At 37.6% G+C, this 24,681-nt stretch carries 24 protein-coding genes and 1 tRNA gene; 10 read left to right on the top strand and 15 right to left on the bottom strand.

Annotated elements, in window-relative coordinates:
* Positions 1–63 precede the first annotated feature (63 nt).
* On the bottom strand, positions 64–1,077 hold the full coding sequence (lipA, locus tag AC1M9M_RS03220) for a lipoyl synthase (RefSeq protein WP_035265671.1): 1,014 nt from the start codon (positions 1,075–1,077) through the stop codon (positions 64–66).
* A gap of 210 nt (positions 1,078–1,287) precedes the next feature.
* On the opposite strand from lipA, the gene sthA reads away from it, so the two are divergent.
* Entirely contained in the window at positions 1,288–2,703 is a 1,416-nt protein-coding gene (gene sthA / locus AC1M9M_RS03215; protein WP_035265673.1) for a Si-specific NAD(P)(+) transhydrogenase, read from the top strand.
* 71 nt (positions 2,704–2,774) lie between these two features.
* Here sthA and chrA read toward each other — a convergent pair whose 3' ends face one another.
* Both chrA and AC1M9M_RS03205 read right to left on the bottom strand, forming a co-directional pair.
* Positions 2,775–3,980 carry a chromate efflux transporter gene (chrA, locus tag AC1M9M_RS03210; RefSeq protein WP_481595589.1) on the bottom strand — a complete coding sequence of 402 codons (1,206 nt, stop codon included), beginning with the start codon at positions 3,978–3,980 and terminating at the stop codon, positions 2,775–2,777.
* Positions 3,981–4,104: 124 nt separating this feature from the next.
* Entirely contained in the window at positions 4,105–4,968 is an 864-nt protein-coding gene (locus AC1M9M_RS03205) for a pirin family protein (protein WP_481595588.1), read from the bottom strand.
* 99 nt (positions 4,969–5,067) lie between these two features.
* Between AC1M9M_RS03205 and AC1M9M_RS03200 the strand changes: the two genes are divergently transcribed.
* On the top strand, positions 5,068–5,994 hold the full coding sequence (locus AC1M9M_RS03200) for a LysR substrate-binding domain-containing protein (RefSeq protein WP_481595587.1): 927 nt from the start codon (positions 5,068–5,070) through the stop codon (positions 5,992–5,994).
* 128 nt (positions 5,995–6,122) lie between these two features.
* On the opposite strand, the gene AC1M9M_RS03195 is transcribed toward AC1M9M_RS03200, so the two are convergent.
* From AC1M9M_RS03195 to map, 5 genes are all read right to left on the bottom strand, one after another.
* Complete coding sequence (locus tag AC1M9M_RS03195) at positions 6,123–7,337, bottom strand: MFS transporter (protein WP_481595586.1); 1,215 nt, start codon at positions 7,335–7,337, stop codon at positions 6,123–6,125.
* Positions 7,338–7,477: 140 nt separating this feature from the next.
* Complete coding sequence (locus AC1M9M_RS03190) at positions 7,478–8,578, bottom strand: OmpW/AlkL family protein (protein WP_481595670.1); 1,101 nt, start codon at positions 8,576–8,578, stop codon at positions 7,478–7,480.
* Between the two features lie 160 nt (positions 8,579–8,738).
* The gene (locus AC1M9M_RS03185; RefSeq protein WP_035265681.1) at positions 8,739–9,809 is read right to left on the bottom strand and encodes an OmpW/AlkL family protein; all 1,071 of its coding nucleotides are present in this window, start codon (positions 9,807–9,809) and stop codon (positions 8,739–8,741) included.
* Between the two features lie 233 nt (positions 9,810–10,042).
* Positions 10,043–11,131: an OmpW/AlkL family protein gene (locus AC1M9M_RS03180; protein WP_481595585.1), complete on the bottom strand. Its 1,089-nt coding sequence runs from the start codon at positions 11,129–11,131 to the stop codon at positions 10,043–10,045.
* Between the two features lie 263 nt (positions 11,132–11,394).
* On the bottom strand, positions 11,395–12,219 hold the full coding sequence (gene map, locus AC1M9M_RS03175; RefSeq protein ID WP_035265682.1) for a type I methionyl aminopeptidase: 825 nt from the start codon (positions 12,217–12,219) through the stop codon (positions 11,395–11,397).
* 209 nt (positions 12,220–12,428) lie between these two features.
* Here map and rpsB point away from each other — a divergent pair, with 209 nt between their 5' ends.
* The 6 genes from rpsB to AC1M9M_RS03145 all read left to right on the top strand — a co-directional run bounded on the left by rpsB (position 12,429) and on the right by AC1M9M_RS03145 (position 16,855).
* Positions 12,429–13,181, top strand: coding sequence for a 30S ribosomal protein S2 (gene rpsB / locus AC1M9M_RS03170; protein ID WP_035265684.1), 753 nt, complete (start codon positions 12,429–12,431; stop codon positions 13,179–13,181).
* A 140-nt stretch (positions 13,182–13,321) separates the two neighbouring features.
* Positions 13,322–14,197, top strand: a complete 876-nt coding sequence (tsf, locus tag AC1M9M_RS03165) for a translation elongation factor Ts (RefSeq protein ID WP_035265686.1) — start codon at positions 13,322–13,324, stop codon at positions 14,195–14,197.
* 113 nt (positions 14,198–14,310) lie between these two features.
* Positions 14,311–14,823 carry a DUF3465 domain-containing protein gene (locus tag AC1M9M_RS03160; protein ID WP_481589746.1) on the top strand — a complete coding sequence of 171 codons (513 nt, stop codon included), beginning with the start codon at positions 14,311–14,313 and terminating at the stop codon, positions 14,821–14,823.
* 104 nt (positions 14,824–14,927) lie between these two features.
* The gene (locus tag AC1M9M_RS03155; RefSeq protein ID WP_481595584.1) at positions 14,928–15,743 is read left to right on the top strand and encodes an AraC family transcriptional regulator; all 816 of its coding nucleotides are present in this window, start codon (positions 14,928–14,930) and stop codon (positions 15,741–15,743) included.
* 93 nt (positions 15,744–15,836) lie between these two features.
* Positions 15,837–16,535, top strand: coding sequence for an AzlC family ABC transporter permease (locus tag AC1M9M_RS03150; protein WP_481595583.1), 699 nt, complete (start codon positions 15,837–15,839; stop codon positions 16,533–16,535).
* A gap of 2 nt (positions 16,536–16,537) precedes the next feature.
* The gene (locus tag AC1M9M_RS03145) at positions 16,538–16,855 is read left to right on the top strand and encodes an AzlD domain-containing protein (protein ID WP_481595582.1); all 318 of its coding nucleotides are present in this window, start codon (positions 16,538–16,540) and stop codon (positions 16,853–16,855) included.
* Positions 16,856–16,904: 49 nt separating this feature from the next.
* On the opposite strand, the gene AC1M9M_RS03140 is transcribed toward AC1M9M_RS03145, so the two are convergent.
* The 7 genes from AC1M9M_RS03140 to AC1M9M_RS03110 form a co-directional block, all read right to left on the bottom strand.
* Entirely contained in the window at positions 16,905–17,348 is a 444-nt protein-coding gene (locus AC1M9M_RS03140) for an Mpo1 family 2-hydroxy fatty acid dioxygenase (RefSeq protein ID WP_481588475.1), read from the bottom strand.
* A gap of 172 nt (positions 17,349–17,520) precedes the next feature.
* Complete coding sequence (locus tag AC1M9M_RS03135; protein ID WP_218947276.1) at positions 17,521–18,132, bottom strand: septal ring lytic transglycosylase RlpA family protein; 612 nt, start codon at positions 18,130–18,132, stop codon at positions 17,521–17,523.
* Between the two features lie 283 nt (positions 18,133–18,415).
* Positions 18,416–19,357, bottom strand: a complete 942-nt coding sequence (mltB, locus tag AC1M9M_RS03130) for a lytic murein transglycosylase B (protein WP_416224309.1) — start codon at positions 19,355–19,357, stop codon at positions 18,416–18,418.
* 309 nt (positions 19,358–19,666) lie between these two features.
* On the bottom strand, positions 19,667–20,320 hold the full coding sequence (locus tag AC1M9M_RS03125; RefSeq protein WP_092766031.1) for a hypothetical protein: 654 nt from the start codon (positions 20,318–20,320) through the stop codon (positions 19,667–19,669).
* Positions 20,321–20,345: 25 nt separating this feature from the next.
* Complete coding sequence (gene queF / locus AC1M9M_RS03120) at positions 20,346–21,164, bottom strand: NADPH-dependent 7-cyano-7-deazaguanine reductase QueF (RefSeq protein ID WP_481595581.1); 819 nt, start codon at positions 21,162–21,164, stop codon at positions 20,346–20,348.
* Positions 21,164–21,937: an ABC transporter permease gene (locus AC1M9M_RS03115; RefSeq protein ID WP_481595580.1), complete on the bottom strand. Its 774-nt coding sequence runs from the start codon at positions 21,935–21,937 to the stop codon at positions 21,164–21,166. The genes queF and AC1M9M_RS03115 overlap by 1 nt, the downstream gene beginning before the upstream one ends.
* Positions 21,934–22,869, bottom strand: a complete 936-nt coding sequence (locus AC1M9M_RS03110) for an ABC transporter ATP-binding protein (protein ID WP_481595579.1) — start codon at positions 22,867–22,869, stop codon at positions 21,934–21,936. Before AC1M9M_RS03110 ends, AC1M9M_RS03115 begins: the two co-directional genes overlap by 4 nt.
* A 187-nt stretch (positions 22,870–23,056) precedes the next feature.
* On the opposite strand from AC1M9M_RS03110, the gene AC1M9M_RS03105 reads away from it, so the two are divergent.
* Positions 23,057–23,132: transfer RNA gene (locus tag AC1M9M_RS03105), tRNA-Arg, on the top strand.
* A gap of 163 nt (positions 23,133–23,295) precedes the next feature.
* Positions 23,296–24,528: a tyrosine-type recombinase/integrase gene (locus AC1M9M_RS03100; protein ID WP_481595578.1), complete on the top strand. Its 1,233-nt coding sequence runs from the start codon at positions 23,296–23,298 to the stop codon at positions 24,526–24,528.
* Positions 24,529–24,681 lie beyond the last annotated feature (153 nt).

The following is a 24,681-nucleotide window of genomic DNA, read 5'->3' as shown; positions in this document are numbered from 1 at the left end:
ATTGAGAATTATAAAAACCACAAACAAAAAAGCCCTCATACGAGGGCTTTAAAGTAAGAAGAATTATGCTTCGATTGTTTGAACAGTAATTTTCTTTGCAGGATCAGCTTTACGACGAACTGCTGGTACTGGTTCGCCATAGTATTGACGATCAGCAAAATAACTTGAACGTACCATTGGTGCAGCCCAAATATTTTTAAAGCCTAATTTTTGCCCATGTGCTGTATAGCGTTCGAACTCTTCAGGTGTGACGAAGCGATCAATTGGTGCATGTTCTTTCGATGGTTGTAAATATTGACCAATTGTTACGTAGTCAACATCGTGTGCTTTGAGGTCATCAAGAAGTGCGAGAACTTCTTCTTCAGTTTCGCCAATACCTACCATCAAGCCACATTTAGTTGGAATATCTGGGCAGTATTCTTTAAACATTTTAAGAAGATTTAAGGAATGTTGATAGTCTGAACCTGGACGCATTGCTTTGTATAAACGTGGTACGGTTTCAATGTTGTGGTTAAACACATCTGGAGGACATTCCGTCATGATGCGTAATGCAACATCCATACGACCACGGAAATCAGGTACTAAAATTTCCAATAATGTATTAGGACTTAAAGCACGCGCTTCTTTAATACAATCAACAAAGTGTTGCGCTCCACCATCGAGTAGATCATCACGGTCTACAGATGTTATGACAGCGTATTTCAAACCTAAGTTTGCAATTGTCTCAGCCATGTGGCGTGGTTCATCTGGGTCTAATGCATTCGGACGACCATGTGCCACATCACAAAATGGGCAACGACGTGTACAAATGTCACCCATAATCATGAAAGTTGCTGTACCACCACCAAAACATTCAGGAAGATTTGGACATGCAGCTTCTTCACACACTGTATGTAATTTTTGTTCACGTAAAGTTGATTTAATGCGTTGAACCTCTTCTGGTGCAGCCATTTTGACGCGAATCCAGTCTGGTTTACGAGGTGCTTCAACCGTAGGAATCACTTTTACAGGAATACGTGCAACTTTCTCAGCGCCACGAAGTTTTTCACCCTGTACTGGTTTACGGTTTTCTGACATATTCAACGATTCCACTAATGTGTGACGGGAGGAAATATTAAAAATAGGTCTCTTATTATAGCGAATTTATGCATAAATTGGGCAAAAACGATATTCATAAAATAAATGTGGCTATCAAGCAATATATGGTATTGAAATACAGCAAATGTATGCATTTTCAGTCATAATATAAGTTAGATAAATGAAGAGATAATTGTATAGGAGCATTGAATGCCGCGTAAGAAAGAGGTCGTGAGTGGAACCTTTGTCAAATATGATGCAGTCGTTTTAGGTTCAGGCCCTGCTGGTGAAGGTGCGGCAATGAAACTTGCCAAATCAGGCAAGCGCGTTGCAGTAGTTGATATGCGTGAACAACTTGGTGGTAACTGTACGCATGTAGGAACCATTCCAAGTAAAGCTTTACGTCAAACGGTTTCTAGCATTATCCGTTATCAACGTGATCCAATGTTCCAAAAAGTGGGTGATTGGAAACAATTCACCATGAAGCAAGTGCTTCGTAATGCGCATAAAGTGATCCAACAGCAAGTGGATACACACTCGCGTTTTTATGACCGTAACCGCATTGATATTTTCCACGGTCGTGCTTATATCCAAGATCAAAATACGGTGGTGATTTTCACGCCTGAAGGTGTGAAAGAAACGATTATTTTTAAACAGTTGGTGATTGCGACAGGTAGTCGTCCATATCGTCCTTCAATTTTAGATTTTAATCACCCACGTGTGTTTGATTCTGACAAAATCTTAGACCTAGATTTTTCAATTCAAAAAATCATTATTTATGGCGCTGGTGTCATTGGCTGTGAATATGCATCTATCTTTATTGGCTTAGATCACAAAGTTGATTTGATTAATACTCAGCATAAATTATTGAGCTATTTAGATGACGAAATTGCAGATGCATTGTCATATCACTTACGTGAACAAGGTGTATTGATTCGCCACAATGAGCAGATTGATCACTTAGAAACATTTGATGATCATGTGGTGTTGCATCTTGAAAGTGGCAAGAAAATTAAAGCTGATGCAATTCTATGGTGTAATGGTCGATCTGGTAATACAGATGGTCTTGGCTTGGAAAATGTCGGTATCAAACCAAACAGCCGTGGACAACTATCAGTGAACGAGCAGTATCAAACTGAGGTTGAAAATATTTATGCTGCGGGTGACGTAATTGGTTGGCCGTCTCTAGCTTCAGCTGCATATGACCAAGGTCGCTGTGCTGGCGCGATTATGAGTGGTGAACAAGGTATCCAACCCGTGGTTGATATCCCTACTGGTATTTATACCATTCCAGAGATTTCATCAATTGGTAAAACTGAGCAGGAATTAACTGAAGAAAAAATTCCTTATGAAGTTGGTCAGGCGTCTTTCCGTCACCTTGCTCGTGCACAAATCACGGGAGATACAGTGGGTGAGTTAAAGATTTTGTTCCATCGCGAAACCTTAGAAATTTTAGGTGTGCATTGCTTCGGTAATAATGCTTCTGAAATTATTCATATTGGTCAAGCCGTGATGAATAGTCCGAACAACACGATCAAGTATTTTGTTGAGACAACGTTTAACTACCCAACGATGGCTGAAGCTTATCGCGTAGCAACGTTAAACGGGATGAATCGCTTGTTCTAAGGCAACGTGATGACAAAAAACTCGCAAGTTCAGGCTTGCGAGTTTTTTATTTTTGCATTTAAGTTTGATCTTTAAATCACAAAATACAATAAAGCTCCATAGCTAACAAAGCTCGCTAATAAAGAGATGATGACAGGGATTTTTGATCTCAGTAAAAGAATGACAATGCCGATAAAAATAAAATCATAAATTGAGTGTAGATGTTTTTCAGCCATTTGAGCAATTAAACAGAGTAATAATCCGATGACCGCTGCATTAATAGCAGCGACGGCTGCTGCAATCTTTTTGTTTTTGACCCATTTTGACCAATAAGGGAGCGTGCCGAAAATAAGCAGAAATGAGGGCAGGAAAATTATACTGGTTGCAATCGCAGCGTTCAGTAAAGGCGATGCGCTAAATCCTAAATATGTGCCAACGTATCCTGCAAAGCTAAATAAAGGGCCTGGAATAAGTTGAGCAAATGCATAGCCTAAGTCAAATTGTTCCGCAGTGATGTGTTGAGTAAGCACAAAATCTTCATACATGAGTGGCAGGATGATATGACCGCCCCCAAAAACCATTGAAGCAGTGTGATAAAAGCTTTCTATATTTCTAAGCAAGCTTGATGAATAGATAAATTGCAGCGCAGGAAAAAAAATAAATAAAGCGACAAACAGGATGAGCCAGAGATAATGATATTTTGAAGATGTCTGAGTGGTTTTTAAGCGAGGTGATGGCTGAGATTTTCCTTTTTTTGTAAAAGCTAAGCCAATGAATCCAGACACTAAAATTAAGAAAATTTGACTATAGCTCCACTGTGTAAAATAAATAAAAAAAGCAGAACTCAGCATCAGGACATACTGCCAAATTTCAGTACAGAAGCTTTTGAACATTTGTAAAAAAGCCCAAATGACGACGGCTATTACAATCAAATGGATGACGTGAAAGAGTTCAAGAGGTACATCGGAAAAAAAATATTGACCAAAAATAGCAAATGAAGTCATTAGAATGAAGGCAGGTAATGTAAATCCTAACCAAGCAATAAAGCCCCCCCAATATCCTTTGGATAAATATCCTATCGATAGCCCCACTTGACTACTGGTCGGACCTGGCAACAATTGCGCTAATGCGACCAATTGTCCATATTCATGAGAGCTTAACCATTTGAGTTGATCAACAAAAGTGCGATGAAATAACACTAAATGCGCTGCAGGACCGCCAAATGAAATACATCCTAATTTAAGAAAAATAAAAAATAGTGCTGATAAGCTAACTTTAGGAAAATTATCTGATTTCATTTAGTAATCGTACGATGTTTTTGAACTAAGTCTAATAGGCGATTATGACAAGTATTTGAAATTAATGAAGGAGTGATGAGGGGTAAGCCTTATCTTGAAAATGATAAGGCTTGTGGATGTTAAATTAAGCAAAATTTCCATTTCTGAAATCATCAAATGCTTGCACGATTTCTTCCTGAGTATTCATGACGAAAGGACCGTGGGCAACAATGGGTTCATTCAATGGTTCACCACTTAAGCAAAGAATTTTCGCCGTACGATGAGCAAATATTTCGACTTGTGTTGATTTTGGGTCAAGATAAAGCGTTTGCATGGCTGTATAGATCTGACCATCAATCTCAACTTCTCCATCAAGGATGAAAATCAGATGATTCCAGTTTGGCATAAGATTTAATGGAAGGCGTGCTCCATGATTAAGTCTAATGTCATAAACATTCATGTTGCTAAATGTTTGAGCTGGTCCTTGATAAACAGTTGAGCCGATTTGATATTGACCAGCAATAACACGAATCTTGGTTTGCTCATCGTGAGATAAAACTTCAGGAATATTTTGCTCAGTCAATTCCTGATATCTCGGCTCAGTCATCTTGGCATGCTCTGGTAGATTTACCCAAAGTTGAACCATATCCAAAACTCCGCCAGTTTTTGCAAAAGCTTCCGAATGGTGTTCTTCATGCAGAATACCTTTACCTGCGGTCATCCATTGCACTTCGTTTGGACCAATTTTTCCATGATTGCCTTTTGAGTCACGATGCTCTAATTCGCCGTTATAGACAATCGTCACCGTTTCAAAGCCACGGTGGGGGTGTAAACCAACACCGCGTTGGTGGTGACTTGGAGAAAATCGATATTGACCTGTATAACCCATTACCAAGAATGGGCTGGTATGATTTCCTATTTCATGCATGGGTAACATAGAGTTTGTTGGAAAACCATCACCCACCCATGTGCTTCGATCGCTGGTATAGACTTTCTGAACTTGTGTCATTTGTATTCCTCTATATATCGTTCTAATCATGATATTGAGGTATATTGATGAGATTACAGGGCGATTCTCTCAACAGATAATTCCAAAAATGAAACAATTATGCAAAATTTAAATGATTACTACTATTTTGTGCAAGTCGTGAAATATCAAGGTTTTACTAAGGCAAGTGAAGCTTTAGGTATTACAAAATCTAAGTTGTCTCGTCATATTTCAGATTTGGAAAACCGTTTACACGTAAGATTATTGCAACGAAATACACGAAAGTTTGCCGTAACCGCAGTTGGTCAAGAATTTTTTGAATATTGTATTAAGATTTTGGATCAAGTGGAGGCGGCAGAAAATTTTGTAGAGCAAAGTTTGTCGAGCGAGCCTTCAGGTTTAATTCGAATCTCGTGTCCAATTGGTTTGGTCGAGTTTCCATTGGGGAATATGATTGCTAAATTCATGCAACATTACCCACGTGTTCAAGTTCATCTGGTCGCAACAAATCGTAAAATTGATCTCATAGAAGAGGGGATTGATCTGGCTGTTAGGGTGAGAAATTTACCACTTGAAGATAGCGACTTGATTGTAAGAGAGCTTGATGCTTGGCAACATGTTTTAGTGGCAACGCCTAAATTAATTAAACAGATTCATGAGCCTATCCATTTGGATAACCTTGCACAACTTCCGAGTATAGGTTTTCATGTCCCGAAATCGATTTGGAGATTTCAATCTAAAGTTGACACAGTTAGTCAATTTCAAGAAATAGAATTCTTTCCAAGACTCAAAACTGATAATTTTGCTGCCATGAAATCTGCAGTATTGAACAGTGTTGGAATAGCATCATTACCTAGAGTGTTTGTTTATGAAGAGCTTAATCAAGGCACTCTTGTAGAATTAGTCCCTGAATGGGAGTTGCCACGTGGCGTTATTCATGTTGCCTATACATCACGACAAGGCATGATGCCTGCCGTGAGATGTTTATTAGATTATTTAATTGAGGAGTTTAAAAAACTGAGTTGTCAAAACTATGAAGTTATATAAATTAATGTGCGCAAAAAGCTTGGTTAAAATATGTAAATAAATCAGGAGTGTTCATCCATAAAGCAATTGATAGACCAAGCAGAAGGATGACTCCGATGAATATGCTGATGTTGAGCAGATTGAAGCGATTAGTCATTGACGACATTCTCCTCATTAACAAATAAATGAATGAATACACCGAAGATACTGAGCGCAATACACATCATCCAAATAATATTGTAATTGCCTGTCATATCATGATTTAAGCCACCCAACCATCCTCCAAAAAATGAACCGACTTGGTGAGTAAAAAATACAATTCCACTTAGCATGGTGAGATACTTAACTCCAAACATATTCGCAACAATACCATTGGTAAGGGGAACGGTTGATAACCATAACAACCCCATAATGATGGCAAAACTATAAATCGTAAAGATCGAGAGTGGCAATGCGAGGAATAAAATGATGGCAATGCCACGTAGTCCATATAACCACATGAGCAATTTAGGTTTGGAATATTTATCACCCAGCCAACCAGCTGTGTAAGTTCCAACAATATTAAATAGCCCAACCAAGGCTAAAAACATAGTACCAGTGGTGGTGCTGAAACCATGGTCAGTTAAATAACCCGGCAAATGAATGCCCAAAAACACGACTTGAAATCCACAAACTAAAAATCCTAATGCTAACCAGATAAAAGGTTTGTGGTTTTTAGCAACAATGAGTATTTGTTTAAAACTTAAAGAAGGTTTAGAAATCGCATCAACTGCTTGAGGCGCTTGATACATTGGAGCTTTTAGCATCCAAGCCAAGGGTACAATTAATGCAATTAAAATCGCTGTGATGAGTAGCGCCGATGACCAACCAAAATTTTGTAAGAGTAAAAGTGTGGTTGGCAACATAATAAATTGCCCAAAAGAGCCTGCTGCGCTGGCAATACCCATAGCCATACTACGTCGACTTGGGTGCGCTGCACGTCCGACAGCAGAGAGCAAAACAGAAAATGAAGTAGCTGATAAAGCCAAACCAATGATTAGACCTAGACTAAGATTGATGAGAAGCCCTGTTGAGCTAAATGCCATCATCACAAGTCCAATCGCATATAAAGCGCCGCCTACGGCAACGACTTTTTTACTCCCATATTTATCTGCTAGCGCTCCCGTAAAGGGTTGAACAGCACCCCATAATAAATTTTGAAAGGCAATTGCTAAACTGAAAACTTGATGATTCCAATTAAACTCATGACTCATTGGAACTAAATACAAGCCAAATCCATGTCTGACACCTAAGGAGAGTGCCAAAATAAAAGCACTCCCAATGAGCATAAAGATGAGGGGTTTTGAAAATTTGGTTTCTGACATGGTCAATCCGCTTAGCATTTTTTGTAATTTTAAAAGATCAGTAGCATCATGACGACAGAATAAAAATTTATCAATCAATAAAATTTAGTTATTAGAATGAATAAAGCGGCACTTGGCCGCTTTATGAAGACTGATGGAAATTAGAATCGATAACCAATACCGGCATATCCCAGAATCGGATTAATTTCGATATCTGATTTTGCATTGATTAATTCACCAAGTTCAGCATCGTTTACGGTAATTGTTGTTTCACCTTTAAGATGCGCATAGGAAATTGATCCGACTGCAAACCAACGATCATTGAAATCATAAGTAAAACCAGCAGTAGCTACAGGGGCGAAAGCATCTTTAGCTTCGAGTTTAACTTTAGGATTCGCAGTACTTTCAATTCCATCAAGTGCTTTCCCAGCTTCACCTAATTTGATGTTCGCAATTTTATGACCTGCAGCGACTAGATCAGCTTCAAGGTTGGAGTTCATTTCCAATTCATTGAAGTATGCATACATCAAACCAAGCCCTACATAAGGTCTAAATTTATTTACGCCTGTTTTGCCAAAATGATATTGGAATTCGAATGCTGGCGTCCATGCACGAGCTTCTGCAACTTTACCGTGGGCTGATAAATCAGTGATTGGTAGATTTTTTTCTAAGTACATTTCTCCAAGTTCAATACCACCAGGGATTGACTCAATAAGATCTAATTCTGGTTTTGCTGTAGCTTTAAAAGGTGCATAAATTTGACCTTTACCTTGGATATCGACTTTAGGTGGAATACCAGCTTTGATTTCAAATGAAATATTATCGGTGAAAAAATAGTTGGTCATGATACCGAGTGTTGTGACATCATCAGCTTCTAAACCAGTACCTTCAGCTTTCCACTGTGACAAATTATAGATATCAGCAGTACCGCTTAGCTGGCTAGGTAATTGATTAAGTCCTGAGTTGTCAAGAAATTTAACTAAATCAGCTAAACCTGTATTTTCTTCAGTTAAATTATCAATAACTGAATTCATAGAGATATCACCTACGCGAGTGTTTTCACCCTCGGCTACAGCAGTGTTAATATTAATCGGTTGAGCTTTGCCCTGAGGCATTACATGTAATGCACCCACTGAAACCGAAAAACGTTTAAAGCCATCGCCATCTTTTAAACTAAAATAAGGTGAATCTGCATAACTGAAGACTGGAAAACTTAACGCACTGATGGATGCAACTAAGTAAGCTAGTTTTTTTTTCATTATGGAACTCCATGTCCAAAACTGTAAATAAAGAGTGATTATTTTTGTATTTTTATTATCAAATTTATTTTTAGACACATTGTAGTAATAATTTGCCAATTATGTTTGGTTTTTGTTTGATTACAAAAAAAAGAGGCAATTGCCTCTTTTCTTACTCTATGCGTTAGAAACGCATGCCAACCCCAGCATAGCCTAATATCGGGTTAATCTCGATATCAGCTTTTGAGTTGATTAACTCTTGTCCAGTATTTTCATTGACGACTGTGATCTTCGTTTCATTCTGCAAGTGAGCGTAACTAATAGATGCTACTGCATACCATGTATCATTAAAGTCGTAGGTGAATCCAACTGTAGCTATAGGTGCAAAAACATCAGTTGCTTCTAAATTAACTTTCATTTTTCCATTGGTATCTTTCTTATCGAGTGCTGCACCAGCATTTTGATTAATAATATTTTGGATCATATGCCCAGCGGCGACTAAATCTTTTTCAATACCTGGATCCATTTTTAGCTCATTAAAATAAGCGTACATTAATCCAACGCCAACGTAAGGGCGGAATTTATTAATCCCGGTCTCACCAAAACGATATTGTAATTCAAAAGCAGGGGTCCATGCTCTAGCTTCAGCAGCTTTTGAAGATTGTTCTAGATTAGTAATATGAATATTATTTTTGAGGTCTAAGTTCCCCGCAATTCCACCTAACGGTGCTGCAGTAGCTGAGAAGGGGGCTTTAATATTTCCAATACCTTTGATATCCACTTTAGGTGGAATTCCACCTTTTATTTCCACAGACAAATTATCTGTAAAGTGATAACTACTCATGATGCCAACTGTTGTAACTTTATCAGCCTCCAAGCCAGTATTCGGATTATCCCATTCAGCTAATCCATTAATATAGGATTTTCCACTAATAGCCCCTGAGACATTGCCTTGAAAAGCAGAAATTAATTTAACAATACCTTCTACTAAATAATTTGGTTTACGATCTGGGTCAAGGTTATCGATTACCGTTGAAGCATTAATATCCCCAACTTTTGATTCATAATTGTCATTTATGACTGTTTTGACATTAAAAGGTTGGGCCTTACCTTGCGGCATTACATGTAATGCACCCACTGAAATTGAAAAACGCTTAAACCCCTCATCAGAAAGGCTGAAATATCCTGACTCCGCATAACTCAGAGTAGATAAGAATGAACTTGCGAATAATGTAGGAACTAAAAACTTCTTCATTGTTTGAAGGACTCCATGTCCAATTTTTAGTTCATTTTATATTCATTAAATCATCTAAATGCAAAGCAGTTTGTTCACTTGAAATCAAATTTATTATCCTAATTTACAATTGTTAAATTATTGAAAAATATGATATAAGTTAGATTTTAAAATGTATACTAATTGTCTTATTTTTCCTTTGTTAGTGATGGATTGGGCATATTGGGGTGTGGTTTCAATATGCCTCAAGTGTTTTAGAAGCGATAGCCTACACCAGCATAACCAATAATCGGGTTTACTTCTAAATCAACTTCCGATGAAAATAATGTTCCAAGTTTATCATCGTTGACTTCAATCGTGGTTTTACCTGTTAGGTGTGCATAACTAATAGAGGCTACTGCAAACCAGTTTTGATTGAAGTCGTAAGTAAATCCAAGCGTGGCTATTGGCGCAAAACTCAATTCGGACTCAAGTTTAACCTTGGGATTTGCTGTACTTTTTTTACCTTTAATTAATGCATCGCCACCGCGTCCATTTTTCATATTGGCAATCATGTGACCTGAATCAATTAGGTCTTTTTCAAGACTTGGATTCAATTCTAATTCATTGAAGTATGCGACCATAAGTCCAAGCCCAACATAAGGTCTAAATTTATTGATCCCAGTCTGTCCAAAATGGTACTGCAATTCCCACATTGGGGTCCATGCACGAGCTGTCGCAATAGAATTTCCATGACTTTCAAGATCTGTAATTGGCAGATCATTCTTAAGATAGATTGTTGGTAAAGGTATACCTAAAAGTGTTGAATTAGCTTCGGCTGTAAATGGTGCTGTAATCTTACCTTTACCTTGAATATCTACTTTTGGGGGGAATCCAGCTTTACTCTCGAATGAGATCTTATCGTTGAAATGGTAATTGATCATGATGCCAAGTGTTGTGACATCATCTGCAGTCATTCCAGAACCATCCATACTCCAACTTTCAATGCCGCTTACAGTTGAAGTTCCACTTTGACTGGCTGGATAAGTATCACTAAAAGCATCAACGATCTTCAAAAGCGCTTGCATACTTTGATTTTCTTTTTCTTTATCAGGATCTAAGTTATCAAAAACTGTAGAAAGTGTAATATCACCATTTTTTGCAACTTCACCATTTTTTACTGCTGTACGAATTTTAGGTGCCTTGGCTTTACCTTGAGGCATAACATGTAATGGTCCGACTGAAATTGAATATCGTTTAAACCCTTCAGTTTCATCCAGATTAAAAAATGATGATTCTGCATAAATAGTTGTAGATGCAAAAACAATAGGTACGACCATGCACCAGAATGCTTTTTTCGTCATTTTGGACTCCCTGTCCGATTTTGTTGCTAGTTGTTGTTTTACATTCTTTAAGCGTTATATAAACATAAAATGAATCAGTTTGAAAAGCGTTTTTACTCATTTTTGTGATAAAAAATTTTTAAAAATCATGAATTTAAATTTTAAAAATCCAACATTTGTTAGGTTTGTTTGTTAATTTATTTCTTATTGAGTGACTTAGCAAAATAAAAAGTCAGATCAATTTAAATTGATCTGACTTTTTTAACTTTATTAATTAACTAAAATTATTGAAATCGGGATAAATCCTCTTCAGGGCGAGCAGTTAATACCTCGACACCTGTTTTAGTGACTAAAACAGTATGTTCATATTGCGCAGATAATTTATGATCTTTCGTTACAACTGTCCATTTATCACCAAGAAGTTTAGTTTGCCATACACCAGCATTGACCATTGGTTCAATTGTAAATGTCATACCTTCTTCTAAAACCATGCCTGAATTTGGTTGACCGTAATGAAGCACTTGAGGTTCATCATGGAAAACAGTGCCAATACCATGACCACAATATTCACGAACGACACTGAAACGCTCTGACTCAACATATTTTTGAATCGCATGACCAATATCACCGATCGTCGAACCAGGTTTTACCGTAGCAATACCACGATACATTGCTTCTTGTGCAACTTTGCATAAGCGATCTGCAAGAATAGAAGTCTCGCCACCCACGATGTACATCATGTTGGTATCACCATGAAATCCATCTTTAATCACTGTGACATCAATATTCAAGATGTCACCTTTCTTTAAGATTTTGTTTTCAGAGGGAATACCGTGGCAAACCACATGGTTTACTGATGTGCAAATCGTATGCTGGAATGCAGGACGGCCAGGCGCAGCACCATAGCCTAGGCAAGCAGGAATGGCATCTTGTTTATTCACAATATAATCATGACAAATCGTATCCAATTCTAGTGTACTCACACCAGGCTTGATATGCGGTTTGATCATATCCAAAACTTCTGCCGCTAGTCGTCCCGCCACACGCATCTTTTCGATATCTTCAGCAGATTTAATTAAACGACGTGGTGCTTCATAAGTACTGTTCATGATCTTTAAAAACTTTTGGAAATTTGTGTGTGACTATGGTATAAATAGCCGCCCAATTTATCAAATGCTTTTCGTGAATAGATTCACTTAATCGGATGATATGTTGGTTAATAAAATCCGCACATATGTCGACACATTACTCTGGGTGCCCGTAAGGGTGGAGAATGCGGACATATGGAGGCCTAACCCAAACTTTTAAGGTAAAGAAAATGGCAGATTACAACGTAAGCATGCGCGACCTTCTTCAAGCTGGTGCGCACTTCGGTCACCAAACTCGCTTCTGGAACCCAAAAATGCGTCAATACATTTTTGGTGCGCGTAACAAAATTCACATCATCAACCTTGAGCACACTGTTCCTGCGTTAAATGATGCATTGAACTTTGTTAACAACCTAGCAAGCAAAAAGAACAAAGTATTGTTCGTTGGTACTAAACGTGCTGCTTCTAACATCATCCGTGAACAAGCTCAACGTGCTGGTCAACCATATGTAGATCACCGTTGGTTAGGTGGTATGTTGACGAACTGGAAAACTCTTCGTCAATCAATCAACCGTCTTAAAGATCTTCAAACTCAGTCTACTGACGGTACTTTCGCTAAGCTTACTAAACGTGAAGCTTTAGAGCGTACTCGTGAAATGGAAAAACTTGAACGTGCTCTTGGCGGTGTTAAGAACATGGGTGGTTTACCTGACGCATTGTTCATCATCGACGTTGACCACGAAGCGATTGCAATCAAAGAAGCTAAGAACCTTGGTATTCCAGTAATCGGTATCGTTGATACTAACTCTAACCCAGATAACGTTGATTTCGTTATTCCTGGTAACGATGATGCGATCCGCGCTGTAACTCTTTACGCTACTGCGATGGCTGATGCGATTATTGCTGGTAAAGAATACGCTCAAACTCAAGCTAATGCGCAAGCTAAAGGCGAAGAAGCTGCTAAAGAAGCTCCTGAGGCTTAATGCGATTTGATGCGGATTTGTCATTTTTGCGACACGTAATCGTGGCATCTTAAGCATCAATCAAGCAAAACGGCCCAGATGATTAATTTGGGCCGTTTTTGTTAACAGATACATATCTCGACCGAATTTAGGAGAATAACATGACTGCTATTACTGCAAGCATGGTTAAAGAGTTGCGTGATCGTACTGGTCTAGCAATGATGGAATGTAAAAAAGCGTTGACAGAAGCTGGTGGCGATATCGAGTTAGCGATCGACAACCTTCGTAAATCTGGTCAAGCAAAAGCTGCTAAAAAAGCAGGTAACATTGCTGCTGATGGCGCGATTACAATTGCTCAAGAAGGCAATAAAGCAATTCTTTTAGAAGTAAACTGTCAGACTGACTTCGTTGCTAAAGACGAAAACTTTGCTGGTTTCTCTGCGAAAGTTGCTGCTGCTGCGCTTGCTGCGAATGTAACTGATGCTGCTCAAATTGCTGAATTGAAACTTGAAGATGGTGCAACTGTAGAAGAAGCTCGTATTGCGCTTGTTCAAAAAATCGGTGAAAACATTCAAGTTCGTCGTGCTCAAATCGTTGAAGGTGAAAACCTTGCAGTTTACAAACACGGTTTAAAAATCGGTGTTGTAGTTTCATTTGCTGGTGATGCTGCTACTGGTAAAGGTATCGCAATGCACGTTGCTGCGTTCAACCCAGTTGCTGTAAATGCTGAAGGTGTTTCTGCTGAGTTAATCGCTAAAGAGAAAGAAATTGCTGAAGCAAAAGCAATTGAATCTGGTAAACCAGCGAATATCGTTGAAAAAATGGTAACTGGTTCAGTTGAAAAATACTTAAATGAAGTTGTTCTTGAGCGTCAAATGTACGTTATCGACAACGACAAGAAAGTTGCTGATGTTCTTAAGTCTACAGGTACAACTGTTGCTCAATTCGTACGTTTCGAAGTGGGTGAAGGTATTGAGAAAAAAGCTGAACTTTCTTTCGCTGAAGAAGTTGCTGCTGCTCAAGCTGCTGCAAAATAATTGAATCAATTATTTTGAAAAAGAAAAAGCCCTTTAAGGGCTTTTTCTTTTTTTTGATGAGTCTAAATGATATAAACTTTAGGGTGAAATAAAAATATAACTTAGAGATCAATATGTCTCAGAAATCAAAAATGAGTATTGTTGCGTTAATTGCAGTGTTGGTCGCAGCATATTTCGGTGTCGATTTAAAACAGGATTTAAAACAGAGTAATGAGCACGCACTAAATCCTACAGATGCAAGTACTCAATATAATGATGCTAACCAACGAGAACTATCCTCTGCGGATAATGATGATGCCGCAAAAATAGCGACACTTTTTCAAAAAAAGATGAGTGATGTGCAAGTTAGGGCTTCTGGAGAAGTTGTTGCAATATTAAATGATGATAATGAAGGATCTAGACATCAGAAATTTATTTTAAAACTTAATCATGGTCAGACAGTTTTGGTAGCTCATAATATAGACTTGGCACCACGTGTTGAGAATATTCAAAAAGGGGATATCGTCGAGTTCTATGGTGAATATGAATATACCGACAAGGGTGGTGTAATTCATTGGACTCACCATGATCCTAAAAAACTGCATATTGATGGTTGGTTAAAGCATCAGGGTCGAAGTTATCAATAATTTTTATAAAAATAAATATATGAGATGAGCAATTTCATTCTAGATTTAAAATGCAGGCGTGATAGTTTTTATGCAATTTTATAGGCGTAATATCCAGAAAAAAGATGCAAGAGTCTGCTAATTATCTTCATTTCAAAGAATTGGGCGGATTGGAATTATTAAAAGCTCAATTTCAACGTAAGCAATTTTCAAAACATGCTCATGAGGGCTATTGTATTGGTGTCATTGAAGATGGGGCACAAAGTTTTTACCGCTCTGGAAAGCTTCATATCGCACCTAAAGGCGATATTATTCTGGTGAATGCTGATGAAATACATACTGGTTCATCCGCTGTGGAAACTGGTTGGAAATATCGAGCAATTTACCCAACACCTGAAATGATATTAGATCTGAGTCGAGATTTTTTTACAACCAAGAATGCAGTCCCATGGTTCTCGGATGCAGTGATTCATGATTTGGGTTTGGCGAGGCAACTAGTATTTTTATTCGATTTATTTGAGCAGGGCGAGGATACTTTGCTTAAAGAAAGCCTCTATTTGACGACATTGGCCAGATTGATCTATTGCTATGGGCGGGCGAAATTGAGTCCAATCAACATACCAGAAATGAGAAAAAAAGTTGAACTAATAAAAGAACTTATGAGTAGTTTTCCTGAACATGACTATTCTCTACACGAGTTGTCTGCATATGTAGATACAAGCCCATGGCATTTATTACGTGAATTTAAAAAACATACGGGATTGCCTCCACATAGTTGGCTTGTTCAAAGAAGAATTCAAAAAGCTAAACAATTGCTTAAGCAGGGGGTGCGAATAACTGAGGTTGCACAACTCACTGGATTTTCTGATCAGAGTCATTTAAATCGACATTTTAAAAGTGCAATAGGTGTAACGCCTAGACAATATCTTTTGAACTATTAATTTTCCTTAAATTTGCGCCGCAATATTATTCAAGATCAATCATTACTCATCAGATGATAATAATCGATAAGTGAATCAGATTAAGATGTATTGATGAAAAAGATGAGTGATACAAAAAAGAATTTTATACATGGTGTGCTGGGTATTATGCCGTTGGCAATTGCAGTCATGCCATGGGGGGTATTGGCTGGCTCTTTGGCGATACAGACTGGATTGAATGCGATACAAGCTTTTGCAATGTCATTGTTTATGTTTGCTGGTGCTGCACAATTAGTGAGCTTAGGATTGGTTTCGGGGCAGGCTTCGCTGATGACAATCTATCTGACGATATTTTTTCTGACGAGTCAGCATTTAATTTACGCGCTTAATTTTAGAAATGATGTTAGTAAATTTCCACTATTTAAACGTATTGTATTTGGCTTTCTGCTGACGGATGAATTATTTGCGGTTGGAGTAAAAAATAAATCACAACGATCATTCGCATATTTATTTGGAGCAGGACTTTGTTTTTATATTTTTTGGCTGATATTTAGTTTATTTGGGATTGTGCTTGCTCACTTCATTCCTAATTTATCAAATTTGCATCTTGATTTCTCAGTCGTTGCACTGCTTATATTAATTATAGTGCCAATGATAAAAAATCTTACAATACTTGTTGGTGTTGTGATTACCATAATTTTTTCTTTAATTTTAGAGGCTTACCAAGTAAATGCAGCGTTAATTATTTCTGGTCTATGTGGAATGTTTGCCAGTGTGATAGTTGAAAAATGGCAAACAACAGAAGGGGATTAAAAATGAGCTGGATGCTTTTGCTGGGGTTGTCGATCATGATCTTTATTAATCGATATTTATTCTTGGAGCCAAGGGTAAATGTGCCACTTCCTAGAATTTTGAAACAGATGTTGAAATATTCTGCGCCATGTTTGTTGACTGCAATATGTGTACCGATTGTATTTTATGAAGCAGCAGAATTAAGGGTTATGTCGAGTAATCACTATTTATGGGCAGCAATATTTTGTGTACTGCTTGCGCTAATAAGTCAAAAAGTTATCAGTAATTTAGTTTTTACTTTACTGTTTTTCTATCTCATAAATTACTTAATTAGAGCATGAACATCGGGCTAAATTAAATTCTAATTTAACCCATGCTGTATTTGCTAATTTAAGCGCTGATTTGGCGTGATTTCCAATTGGGTAGTATCTTATCTAGGTAGGCATCCATACACCATAGAGGGCCAATCAGAAGGAATTGGAGGTCTTTAAAGAAAGATGGCTTTTTCCCTTCAATTTTGTGCCCGTAAAATTGACCTATCCAAGCCAAAACGAATAGAGCAATATAGAATCCTTTCCCGAATGGAAGAAAAATAATAAGCCAAGACATGACCAATAATAACGCTGCCATTGCAACCGCGAGTACAAGATCTAATCTTGCATAAAAGATGAGTGTTAACACCAGTAAAAGGGTAGTCAGTAATGCGCTGAAATGAGCGAGTATGCCAATGATCGAGAATAGAATCGTGGGTACGCAAATCCAGTGTAATGTTTTATTGGTTGGGTTTTGATGGCTATCACTATATTCATCTAACCATTCTGTAATTGTCTTCATCCTATTTCCTTCACTGATTATTTGAATTTTATTTATTCTATAAACGACAGTATGACATAAGATGATAAATCAAGATTCTTTTTTGTATATTGGTCACATCAAAAAAAATTAAAAATAATAAAGCCACTCAATGAGTGGCTTGCCGTTAAATGCTTCGCTGAATCATGAGAACCTAAGAATTTGGACCATCCACACGTTCGATGCTGACACGCGCAGTACCAGCATTGGTAATACCAAGAGATTTCGCAGCACCGTAAGATAAATCTACAACACGATTACCATGAAATGGGCCGCGATCATTTACTTTAACAACGACGCTTTTACCATTAGATTTATTCGTTACACGAATATAGCAATTAAGCGGTAGGCTACGATGCGCTGCAGTAAGTGCATTCATATCAAATGTCTCGCCACTTGCAGTTTTACGACCGTGAAATTGACGACCGTACCAAGAAGCAACTCCTGTTTGACTAAAACGACGAACAGTGTTTGAAGCAACATTATTAAGTTTATCAATCACTGAAGGCTCTTCAACAGGTACTTGAATTTTCGCTGCGATTGTTTCGCGACGAATTTTATCACCTGAACTTTCAGTAATTGCTAAACTGTTTAAATTCGAGAAGTGCGAATTGAAACTTGTAGAGTCTTTGCTAATCACGCGTGAAGCAAGACTTGATTGGTCAACATCATTATTTAGATAAGAGGATTGAACCAACTCGGCATGAGTTTGAGTCAAAGCCAAACTAATACCTAATATTGATAACATTTTCAGCGAAGCATGCATCGTTTAACTCCTTGGAACCCTAAGTTAATTATCTAAGTTGCTGATAATTAACCTAAATGGTCTGTAAATTTACTTGTGCAACTGCATTTAACGGTAGTGGATGATATTCATCCTGATACAAAAGTGTCTAGCTTTATTTTCACTTTAGTTACAAAAACGACAAATTATCACAAAATATGGTTAAAAATTAATCAATAGTGTAACAAAATATGTAAAATGTGCAAATAGTGAACTTAATCACAAAAATATTTATTGACTTTTGTGAAAACAAGTAGATTTATAATTATCTGCTCGCGATTTCAGTCCCTAAAAGCCACAGTGCAGTTGCATACATTCGACTACGGTTATAGGTCGTAATGACTTGAAAATTAGGATATGTAAGGTAATAAGCTGGTCCATAATTTTCTTGTAGTTGAATCACATTGACCATGTCTAAGTCATCTATTTTAACAATAGGATTGAGTGGGCTAATGCCTTGAACTTTTAATGCACCATATGGAGTAGGTTGTGTTAAGTCTTTGGCTATGATGGCATCAGCATTATTTCCTTGGTAGCGTGCGGCAAAAGCAATCGGTTGATCTCGTTGCCAACCATGTTGAGCAAGATAATTTGCAATAGAACCAATTGCATCTACAGCAGAGTTTCTGAGATCGATATGACCATTACCGTCATAATCCACACCAAATTTCGGAATATTGCTTGGCATAAATTGAGGATAGCCCACAGCACCAGCATAAGAGCCAACGACTGAATTAGCTGGAATGCCGTCCTTATAAGACCATGCAATCAAAGCGCTTAATTCGTCTTGAAAGTATTGTGCACGTCGTTCATATCCAAACCCTAAAGTGGCTAGTGCATCACGTGTGATGAATGAACCTTTATTTGCTCCAAAACCTGTCTCTACGCCGAGAATACCGAGAATGATGGACTGGGGAACACCGAACTGCTGTTCTGCTCGATTTAAAGTGTCTGCATATTGATTTTTAAAACGCACACCACGTTGAATTGTACTTTCTGCTAAAAAATTCTTTTTATATTCGTACCAAGGCTTGCTTTCTCCTGGGCGATTCATAATGTTGATAATATTTGGTAGGTTTTTTGATCCATTCATGGCCCAGTCAACTTGCTCAGCACTCAAACCATAGGTCTGCATCGTTTTTAGTTTAAAATTTTGATATTGAGGATGTTGAGCGAAGTCATTGGCTTGAACAAAACTTGTGATCATAAACGCACTGAGTGCTAAACCAATACGTTGTAATTTAACATTAAAATTTTCAAATAACATAACAGCAGCAGATCCAATTATTATCGGTGGTAGACGCAAAGGTATAAGTGTTGATAAGGATTAAAAGTTCAACATCATTTGATTAATCGCAATGTTTATTAAGATAACATTAGGTCGTGATGGATTCACAAAAACCTACATAAAAAGTGTAAAAATGGATGAATTATGCCTTTTATTTATTCAATATTGATGAACTATTTTTAAAACATAAAAAAACCTAGCAGAAGCTAGGTTTTTGATTAGTCTGATTTATTCTTGAATAAATAGCGTGTCATGATATTCAGCTGTAGCTAACAATTCTTCTTTAGTAAAGTTAGGAATGAGCTTATCAATAGCAATATGAACTGCTTTGATGACCGCTGAAGAAGCGATATCAGACGCCTTACGTTTAATCATACCCAAATCTAAAGTCTTGTTAAAATCATTCATAAAGTGACGGACTGCAGCTTCACCGAATTGCTTGTATTGTTCAGACAGAACTGCACGATTGACATCATTGCCTGCACGTACTTCTGCAAAGCTATTTTTTAAGTTTGTCACTAGATCAGCAGGTAATGGAGCACCGACACGATAATTACCCTCTGGATCTTTGAATAAACTCTTTTCAGAGAATTCAATCGATTGTCTCACGACGTCATTTGGTGCTTTACCCAATAACTGTTTAAGTAGTACCGATACTGTTGATTTAATATAACCAGCAAGTTTTTCAGCTGTTTCTCGTTTGTCACTTGCAGGGAAACGACGTACAAGTTCAACTAAAATTGCATCGATAATTTCATCATTAATAGCGAGTGCAGTTTGATCACGCAAAGGGTAAAGTGGTTCGTTTGAATTTTTTTTCTCAATTCCAGTTTGAATATTCTTTAACAAAGATTCAGATGGAATAAAACCAAAATATGACATCGTATAACCTCAACTATTCTTCAATTTATTGTCGCGCCAATCGAATTGGGCTTGGCATCCATGCAAAGTCCGATACACGACAAGGGTTAATGTCTAAACCACCACGGCGTGTATAAGTCGCATATACCATCAACTTTTCAGGATTAAAGTTTTCCCAAATATCTGCGTAGATTTGTTCAACGCATTGTTCGTGAAAGCCATTATGCTGACGATAGGAGATAATATAAGCTAAAACTGAACGATAACAAGGTTTTTTGCCACGATATCTTAAAAAAACTGTGCCCCAATCAGGCTGACCTGTGACTGGGCAGTTACTTCTTAATAAATGCGAATATAATTGAATTTCAACGATTTCTTCGGAAGACGCTGCATCGAGTTTAAGTAAGCTCGCATCAGGGTGGTTTTCAAGACGTTCAGGCTCATAATGGTCGATGCATATTCCTTCAGGCTGGGCAATATTCAACTGATCAACATCGAATAATTCAAGTCTGACTTCTGCATTGGCTGCTTTAGAAAGATCACGCTCGACTGTCTCAATAAACTGATTTTGAGATTCAAATTTAGCAAAATTCAGACTATTGAAATATAGTTTAAGAGATTTGGACTCGATGAGATAAGGTGATGAAGCAGGAAGATGCATTCGACCAATTGCAACTTGAGGAATCCCTAACAGATTCAACCAAGAAATTTCAAAAATATGCCACCAATCAATTCCTTGTTGAATACCGTCTACATGTGCGTACTTCGCTCGTGCTTCTGCGCGAGCAATTGGAAATAGCACCTCAGGTTGATATTCAGTTGGATAGTTGGTGTCTTTGCCTAAAAGAGATTGTTCAACGCTCATTATTCACGCATTCCTGAACCACGGGAGAGTAAGTGATAAGCGACCGCATATAGCACGGCGCAACACGCTGTGATTACTAATAAAGAAATAGATACATTTACATCGCTATGACCAAGGATCCCATAACGGAATGCATTGACCATATATACGACAGGGTTAATTAAAGATAAATTTTGCCAAAATGGGCTTAATGCAGAAATTGCATAGAACACCCCACCTAAATAGGTCAACGGTGTTAAAACAAAAGTGGGAATAATCGAAATATCATCAAATGACTTTGCATAGACAGCATTAATAAATCCACCTAATGCAAACAGTAATGATGTAATCAGGACGGTATAAATTGTGACGAACCAGTTGGTAATATATAAGTCAGTAAAAAATGAACTCATTGCAGTCACAATGATAGCAACCAATAAGCCTCGAGCAACACCACCAAGCACATAACCCCAAAGTACGGCATGTAAAGGCACTGGACTCATGATCAGTTCTTCAATACTTTTTTGAAATTTAGAACTAAAAAAGCTTGATGAAACGTTGGCATAACTATTAGTAATGACAGCCATCATAATTAGACCAGGTACAATGAACTGCATGTAGGTAAAGCCACCCATTTCCCCAATTCTTGAACCGACTAGATTTCCAAAAATCACAAAATACAGTGACATGGTAATTGCTGGTGGTAACAATGTTTGTGGCCAAATGCGCATAAATCTACGAATTTCCTTATGGATAATCGTATATAAAGCTACAGCGAGTTGGTTAAAATTCATTGCGCAGCTCCATCAAGATTCTTTTCGACCATTTTGACGAATAACTCTTCTAAACGATTTGATTTATTACGCATACTTCGAACTTGAATGTTCTGTGATTCTAGAAGTTGAAAAAGATCATTCATGCTATGTGCTTTATCCAGCGTAATTTCTAAGGTCACAGGATCAACCAAATTAAATTTCACACCAATAATGTCAAGTTGTATCGGTTCTATAGGTTCAGCCAAATCAAAAATGAAAGATTCTTCATTTAATTGATTTAAGAAGTTCTTCATGGTGGTGTCTTCTTTAATGACGCCACGATCAATAATTGCAATTTTGCGACACAGTACTTCTGCTTCTTCTAAATAATGTGTTGTGAGAATGATAGATGTACCTTTCTGATTCATTTCTGTTAAGAAGTCCCACATCGAGCGACGTAGTTCAATATCAACACCAGCAGTCGGTTCATCGAGAATTAACAGTTTCGGATCATGCATCATTGCTCGGGCAATCATAAGGCGGCGTTTCATTCCCCCAGATAGCATACGTGCTTGAGTAGAACGTTTTTCCCATAAACCTAATTTGGTCAGATACTCCTCTGCACGAGTTTCAGCAACTTTTTTTGGAATGCCGTAATAACCTGCTTGTGTGACTAAAATATCGAAAGTCTTTTCAAATTGCGCAAAGTTAAACTCTTGAGGGACTACACCCAAGCATTGTTTAGCTTGAGAAGGATGTGTATCGAGGTTATGACCAAAAATCTGGACAGTTCCTGCAGTTTTTTTTGTAAGAGAGCTGATGATGCCAATAGTGGTTGATTTACCTGCACCATTAGGGCCTAGAAGTGCATAAAATTCACCTTCTGGAACATCTAAATTAATTCCTTTTAGTGCTTGAAAACCATTTCGATAGGTCTTCGACAAATCCCTTAAGGTCAATGCATCAGTCATGAATATCTCGAATGGTGAAAAGTTGAGATATTGTGAGTGATCTTGAAAAATAAACCAAGCTTTGTAATCAGAATTCTCTGTTTTGATGTTGAAACGCTGTATAAAGCATGAGCACTAAAAATAGGAAAGATATATAGTTGCTTTACCTTAGAGTTTTTTTTGTTATGATGTGCGCACTTCCTAAAATGCGCTCATAGCTCAACTGGATAGAGTACAGGTCTCCGAAGCCTGTGGCGTGGGTTCGAGTCCCGCTGAGCGCACCATTTCACTGTTTTACCTCATCCGAATAAATACGAAAATCATTAAAAATAAACAACTTATGTCTTTATCTTTTCCGATATAGTCCGAGCATGTTTTAGGTTATTTAAGTTTTTTGCGGTAATTTTTGCGGTAATTTCAAAATTATTGCAAAGGCTTACCGTAAAAATGCCAAAAATAATTGTAAATCTGACAGATACACAGATTCGTTCAGCTGTAAATGCACATAAAAAGTTATCAACCAATATTCAAATCAAACTAGCCGATGGTAAAGGATTGTTTTTTATCATTGATAAGAATGGTAACTCATATTGGAGGTGGGACTATGCTCGCCCTATCACTAAAAAACGTAATAGCATTTCTTTTGGAACATACCCAGAGGTATCGTTGCTAAAGGCACGAGCAAAAAGAACTGAATGTCGAGAATTACTCGCCCAAAATATAGATCCAGCGGATGTGAAGAAAAATGAAGAAAAAGCTAAATTAGGCCAAAATACTTTCGCTTTAATCGCAGATGAATATAGAGAGACAGAGGAGTTAGAGCCTAGTACTCAACGACGGAATCAATTTGTTTGGGGTAAGTTGTATTCTGCAATTGGGGATTATCCAATAGATAGTATTACTCCATCACAAATTTTAGAAGTTTGTCGTATTTACGAAAAGCAGGGTAAGACAGATTCAGCAAAGCGCATGAGAAGCAAAGCATCCCAAGTCTTCCGTTATGCGATTGCTTTAGGCTTGTGTCAATTTAACGTGGCAGATCAAATTAGTGGGATCTTAAAAGTTGGTAAAACCAAGCATAGATCAGCGATCACAGATGAGCAAAAGCTAGGACAGTTATTGAGGAATATTAATAATAGTGTTGGCCGTGGTGATATCGCGATAGATTATGCCGTGAAAATATTACCTCATGTTTTTGTGCGTCCAGGAGAATTAAGAGGAGCGAAGTGGGCAGACATTGATTTTGAAAATCGAGTTTGGAAATACACCCCTCCAAAGACAAAGAATCAAACGGCATTACAGCATATTGTTCCTTTGTCAGATCAAGTTATGACCTTGTTCAAAGAATTGCACCAGATAACAGGTTATACGGAGTATTGCTTTGTATCGATGCGAGATCAGTCTAAAACAATTAGCGAGTCAACTATTAACAAACGATTAAAGCAATATAGTTTTGAAAATGGTGAAACGACCGGTCATGGCTTTAGAGCGACTGCCAGAACTCTATTAGATGAAGTATTAAAGTTTCCTATCGAACGGATTGAACAGCAACTTGCTCATCAGGTTCGTGATATGCATGGAAGAGCATACAACCGTACAAAATACTTAGAAGAACGTACGGTTATGATGCAAGCATGGTCTGATTATTTAGATAAGTTAATGTATAAGACTGTGGACTGATCAGTAAGCTTAAATGTAGCAAGCGAATTCAGTTTCCGTCATCTCCGCCAAATATTTAAATAAGCCCCTGTTTTTACAGTGGCTTATTTTTTGTCTATGTGCTTACCCCTCAATATGCCCCACATCAAAATGTAGATGCATTAATCTTTATTA

The organism is Acinetobacter sp. ANC_7503, assembly GCF_056780035.1.
This window is presented reverse-complemented; position numbering and strand designations above follow the sequence as displayed.

What these genes read in the sequence shown, in the direction of transcription:
- lipA (WP_035265671.1), bottom strand. Translation starts at nt 1,077, where the DNA reads ATGTCAGAAAACCGTAAACCAGTACAGGGTGAAAAACTTCGTGGCGCT.
- sthA (WP_035265673.1), top strand. Translation starts at nt 1,288, where the DNA reads ATGCCGCGTAAGAAAGAGGTCGTGAGTGGAACCTTTGTCAAATATGAT.
- chrA (WP_481595589.1), bottom strand. Translation starts at nt 3,980, where the DNA reads ATGAAATCAGATAATTTTCCTAAAGTTAGCTTATCAGCACTATTTTTT.
- AC1M9M_RS03205 (WP_481595588.1), bottom strand. Translation starts at nt 4,968, where the DNA reads ATGACACAAGTTCAGAAAGTCTATACCAGCGATCGAAGCACATGGGTG.
- AC1M9M_RS03200 (WP_481595587.1), top strand. Translation starts at nt 5,068, where the DNA reads ATGCAAAATTTAAATGATTACTACTATTTTGTGCAAGTCGTGAAATAT.
- AC1M9M_RS03195 (WP_481595586.1), bottom strand. Translation starts at nt 7,337, where the DNA reads ATGTCAGAAACCAAATTTTCAAAACCCCTCATCTTTATGCTCATTGGG.
- AC1M9M_RS03185 (WP_035265681.1), bottom strand. Translation starts at nt 9,809, where the DNA reads ATGAAGAAGTTTTTAGTTCCTACATTATTCGCAAGTTCATTCTTATCT.
- AC1M9M_RS03180 (WP_481595585.1), bottom strand. Translation starts at nt 11,131, where the DNA reads ATGACGAAAAAAGCATTCTGGTGCATGGTCGTACCTATTGTTTTTGCA.
- map (WP_035265682.1), bottom strand. Translation starts at nt 12,219, where the DNA reads ATGAACAGTACTTATGAAGCACCACGTCGTTTAATTAAATCTGCTGAA.
- rpsB (WP_035265684.1), top strand. Translation starts at nt 12,429, where the DNA reads ATGGCAGATTACAACGTAAGCATGCGCGACCTTCTTCAAGCTGGTGCG.
- tsf (WP_035265686.1), top strand. Translation starts at nt 13,322, where the DNA reads ATGACTGCTATTACTGCAAGCATGGTTAAAGAGTTGCGTGATCGTACT.
- AC1M9M_RS03160 (WP_481589746.1), top strand. Translation starts at nt 14,311, where the DNA reads ATGTCTCAGAAATCAAAAATGAGTATTGTTGCGTTAATTGCAGTGTTG.
- AC1M9M_RS03155 (WP_481595584.1), top strand. Translation starts at nt 14,928, where the DNA reads ATGCAAGAGTCTGCTAATTATCTTCATTTCAAAGAATTGGGCGGATTG.
- AC1M9M_RS03150 (WP_481595583.1), top strand. Translation starts at nt 15,837, where the DNA reads ATGAAAAAGATGAGTGATACAAAAAAGAATTTTATACATGGTGTGCTG.
- AC1M9M_RS03145 (WP_481595582.1), top strand. Translation starts at nt 16,538, where the DNA reads ATGAGCTGGATGCTTTTGCTGGGGTTGTCGATCATGATCTTTATTAAT.
- AC1M9M_RS03140 (WP_481588475.1), bottom strand. Translation starts at nt 17,348, where the DNA reads ATGAAGACAATTACAGAATGGTTAGATGAATATAGTGATAGCCATCAA.
- AC1M9M_RS03135 (WP_218947276.1), bottom strand. Translation starts at nt 18,132, where the DNA reads ATGCATGCTTCGCTGAAAATGTTATCAATATTAGGTATTAGTTTGGCT.
- mltB (WP_416224309.1), bottom strand. Translation starts at nt 19,357, where the DNA reads ATGATCACAAGTTTTGTTCAAGCCAATGACTTCGCTCAACATCCTCAA.
- AC1M9M_RS03125 (WP_092766031.1), bottom strand. Translation starts at nt 20,320, where the DNA reads ATGTCATATTTTGGTTTTATTCCATCTGAATCTTTGTTAAAGAATATT.
- queF (WP_481595581.1), bottom strand. Translation starts at nt 21,164, where the DNA reads ATGAGCGTTGAACAATCTCTTTTAGGCAAAGACACCAACTATCCAACT.
- AC1M9M_RS03115 (WP_481595580.1), bottom strand. Translation starts at nt 21,937, where the DNA reads ATGAATTTTAACCAACTCGCTGTAGCTTTATATACGATTATCCATAAG.
- AC1M9M_RS03110 (WP_481595579.1), bottom strand. Translation starts at nt 22,869, where the DNA reads ATGACTGATGCATTGACCTTAAGGGATTTGTCGAAGACCTATCGAAAT.
- AC1M9M_RS03100 (WP_481595578.1), top strand. Translation starts at nt 23,296, where the DNA reads ATGCCAAAAATAATTGTAAATCTGACAGATACACAGATTCGTTCAGCT.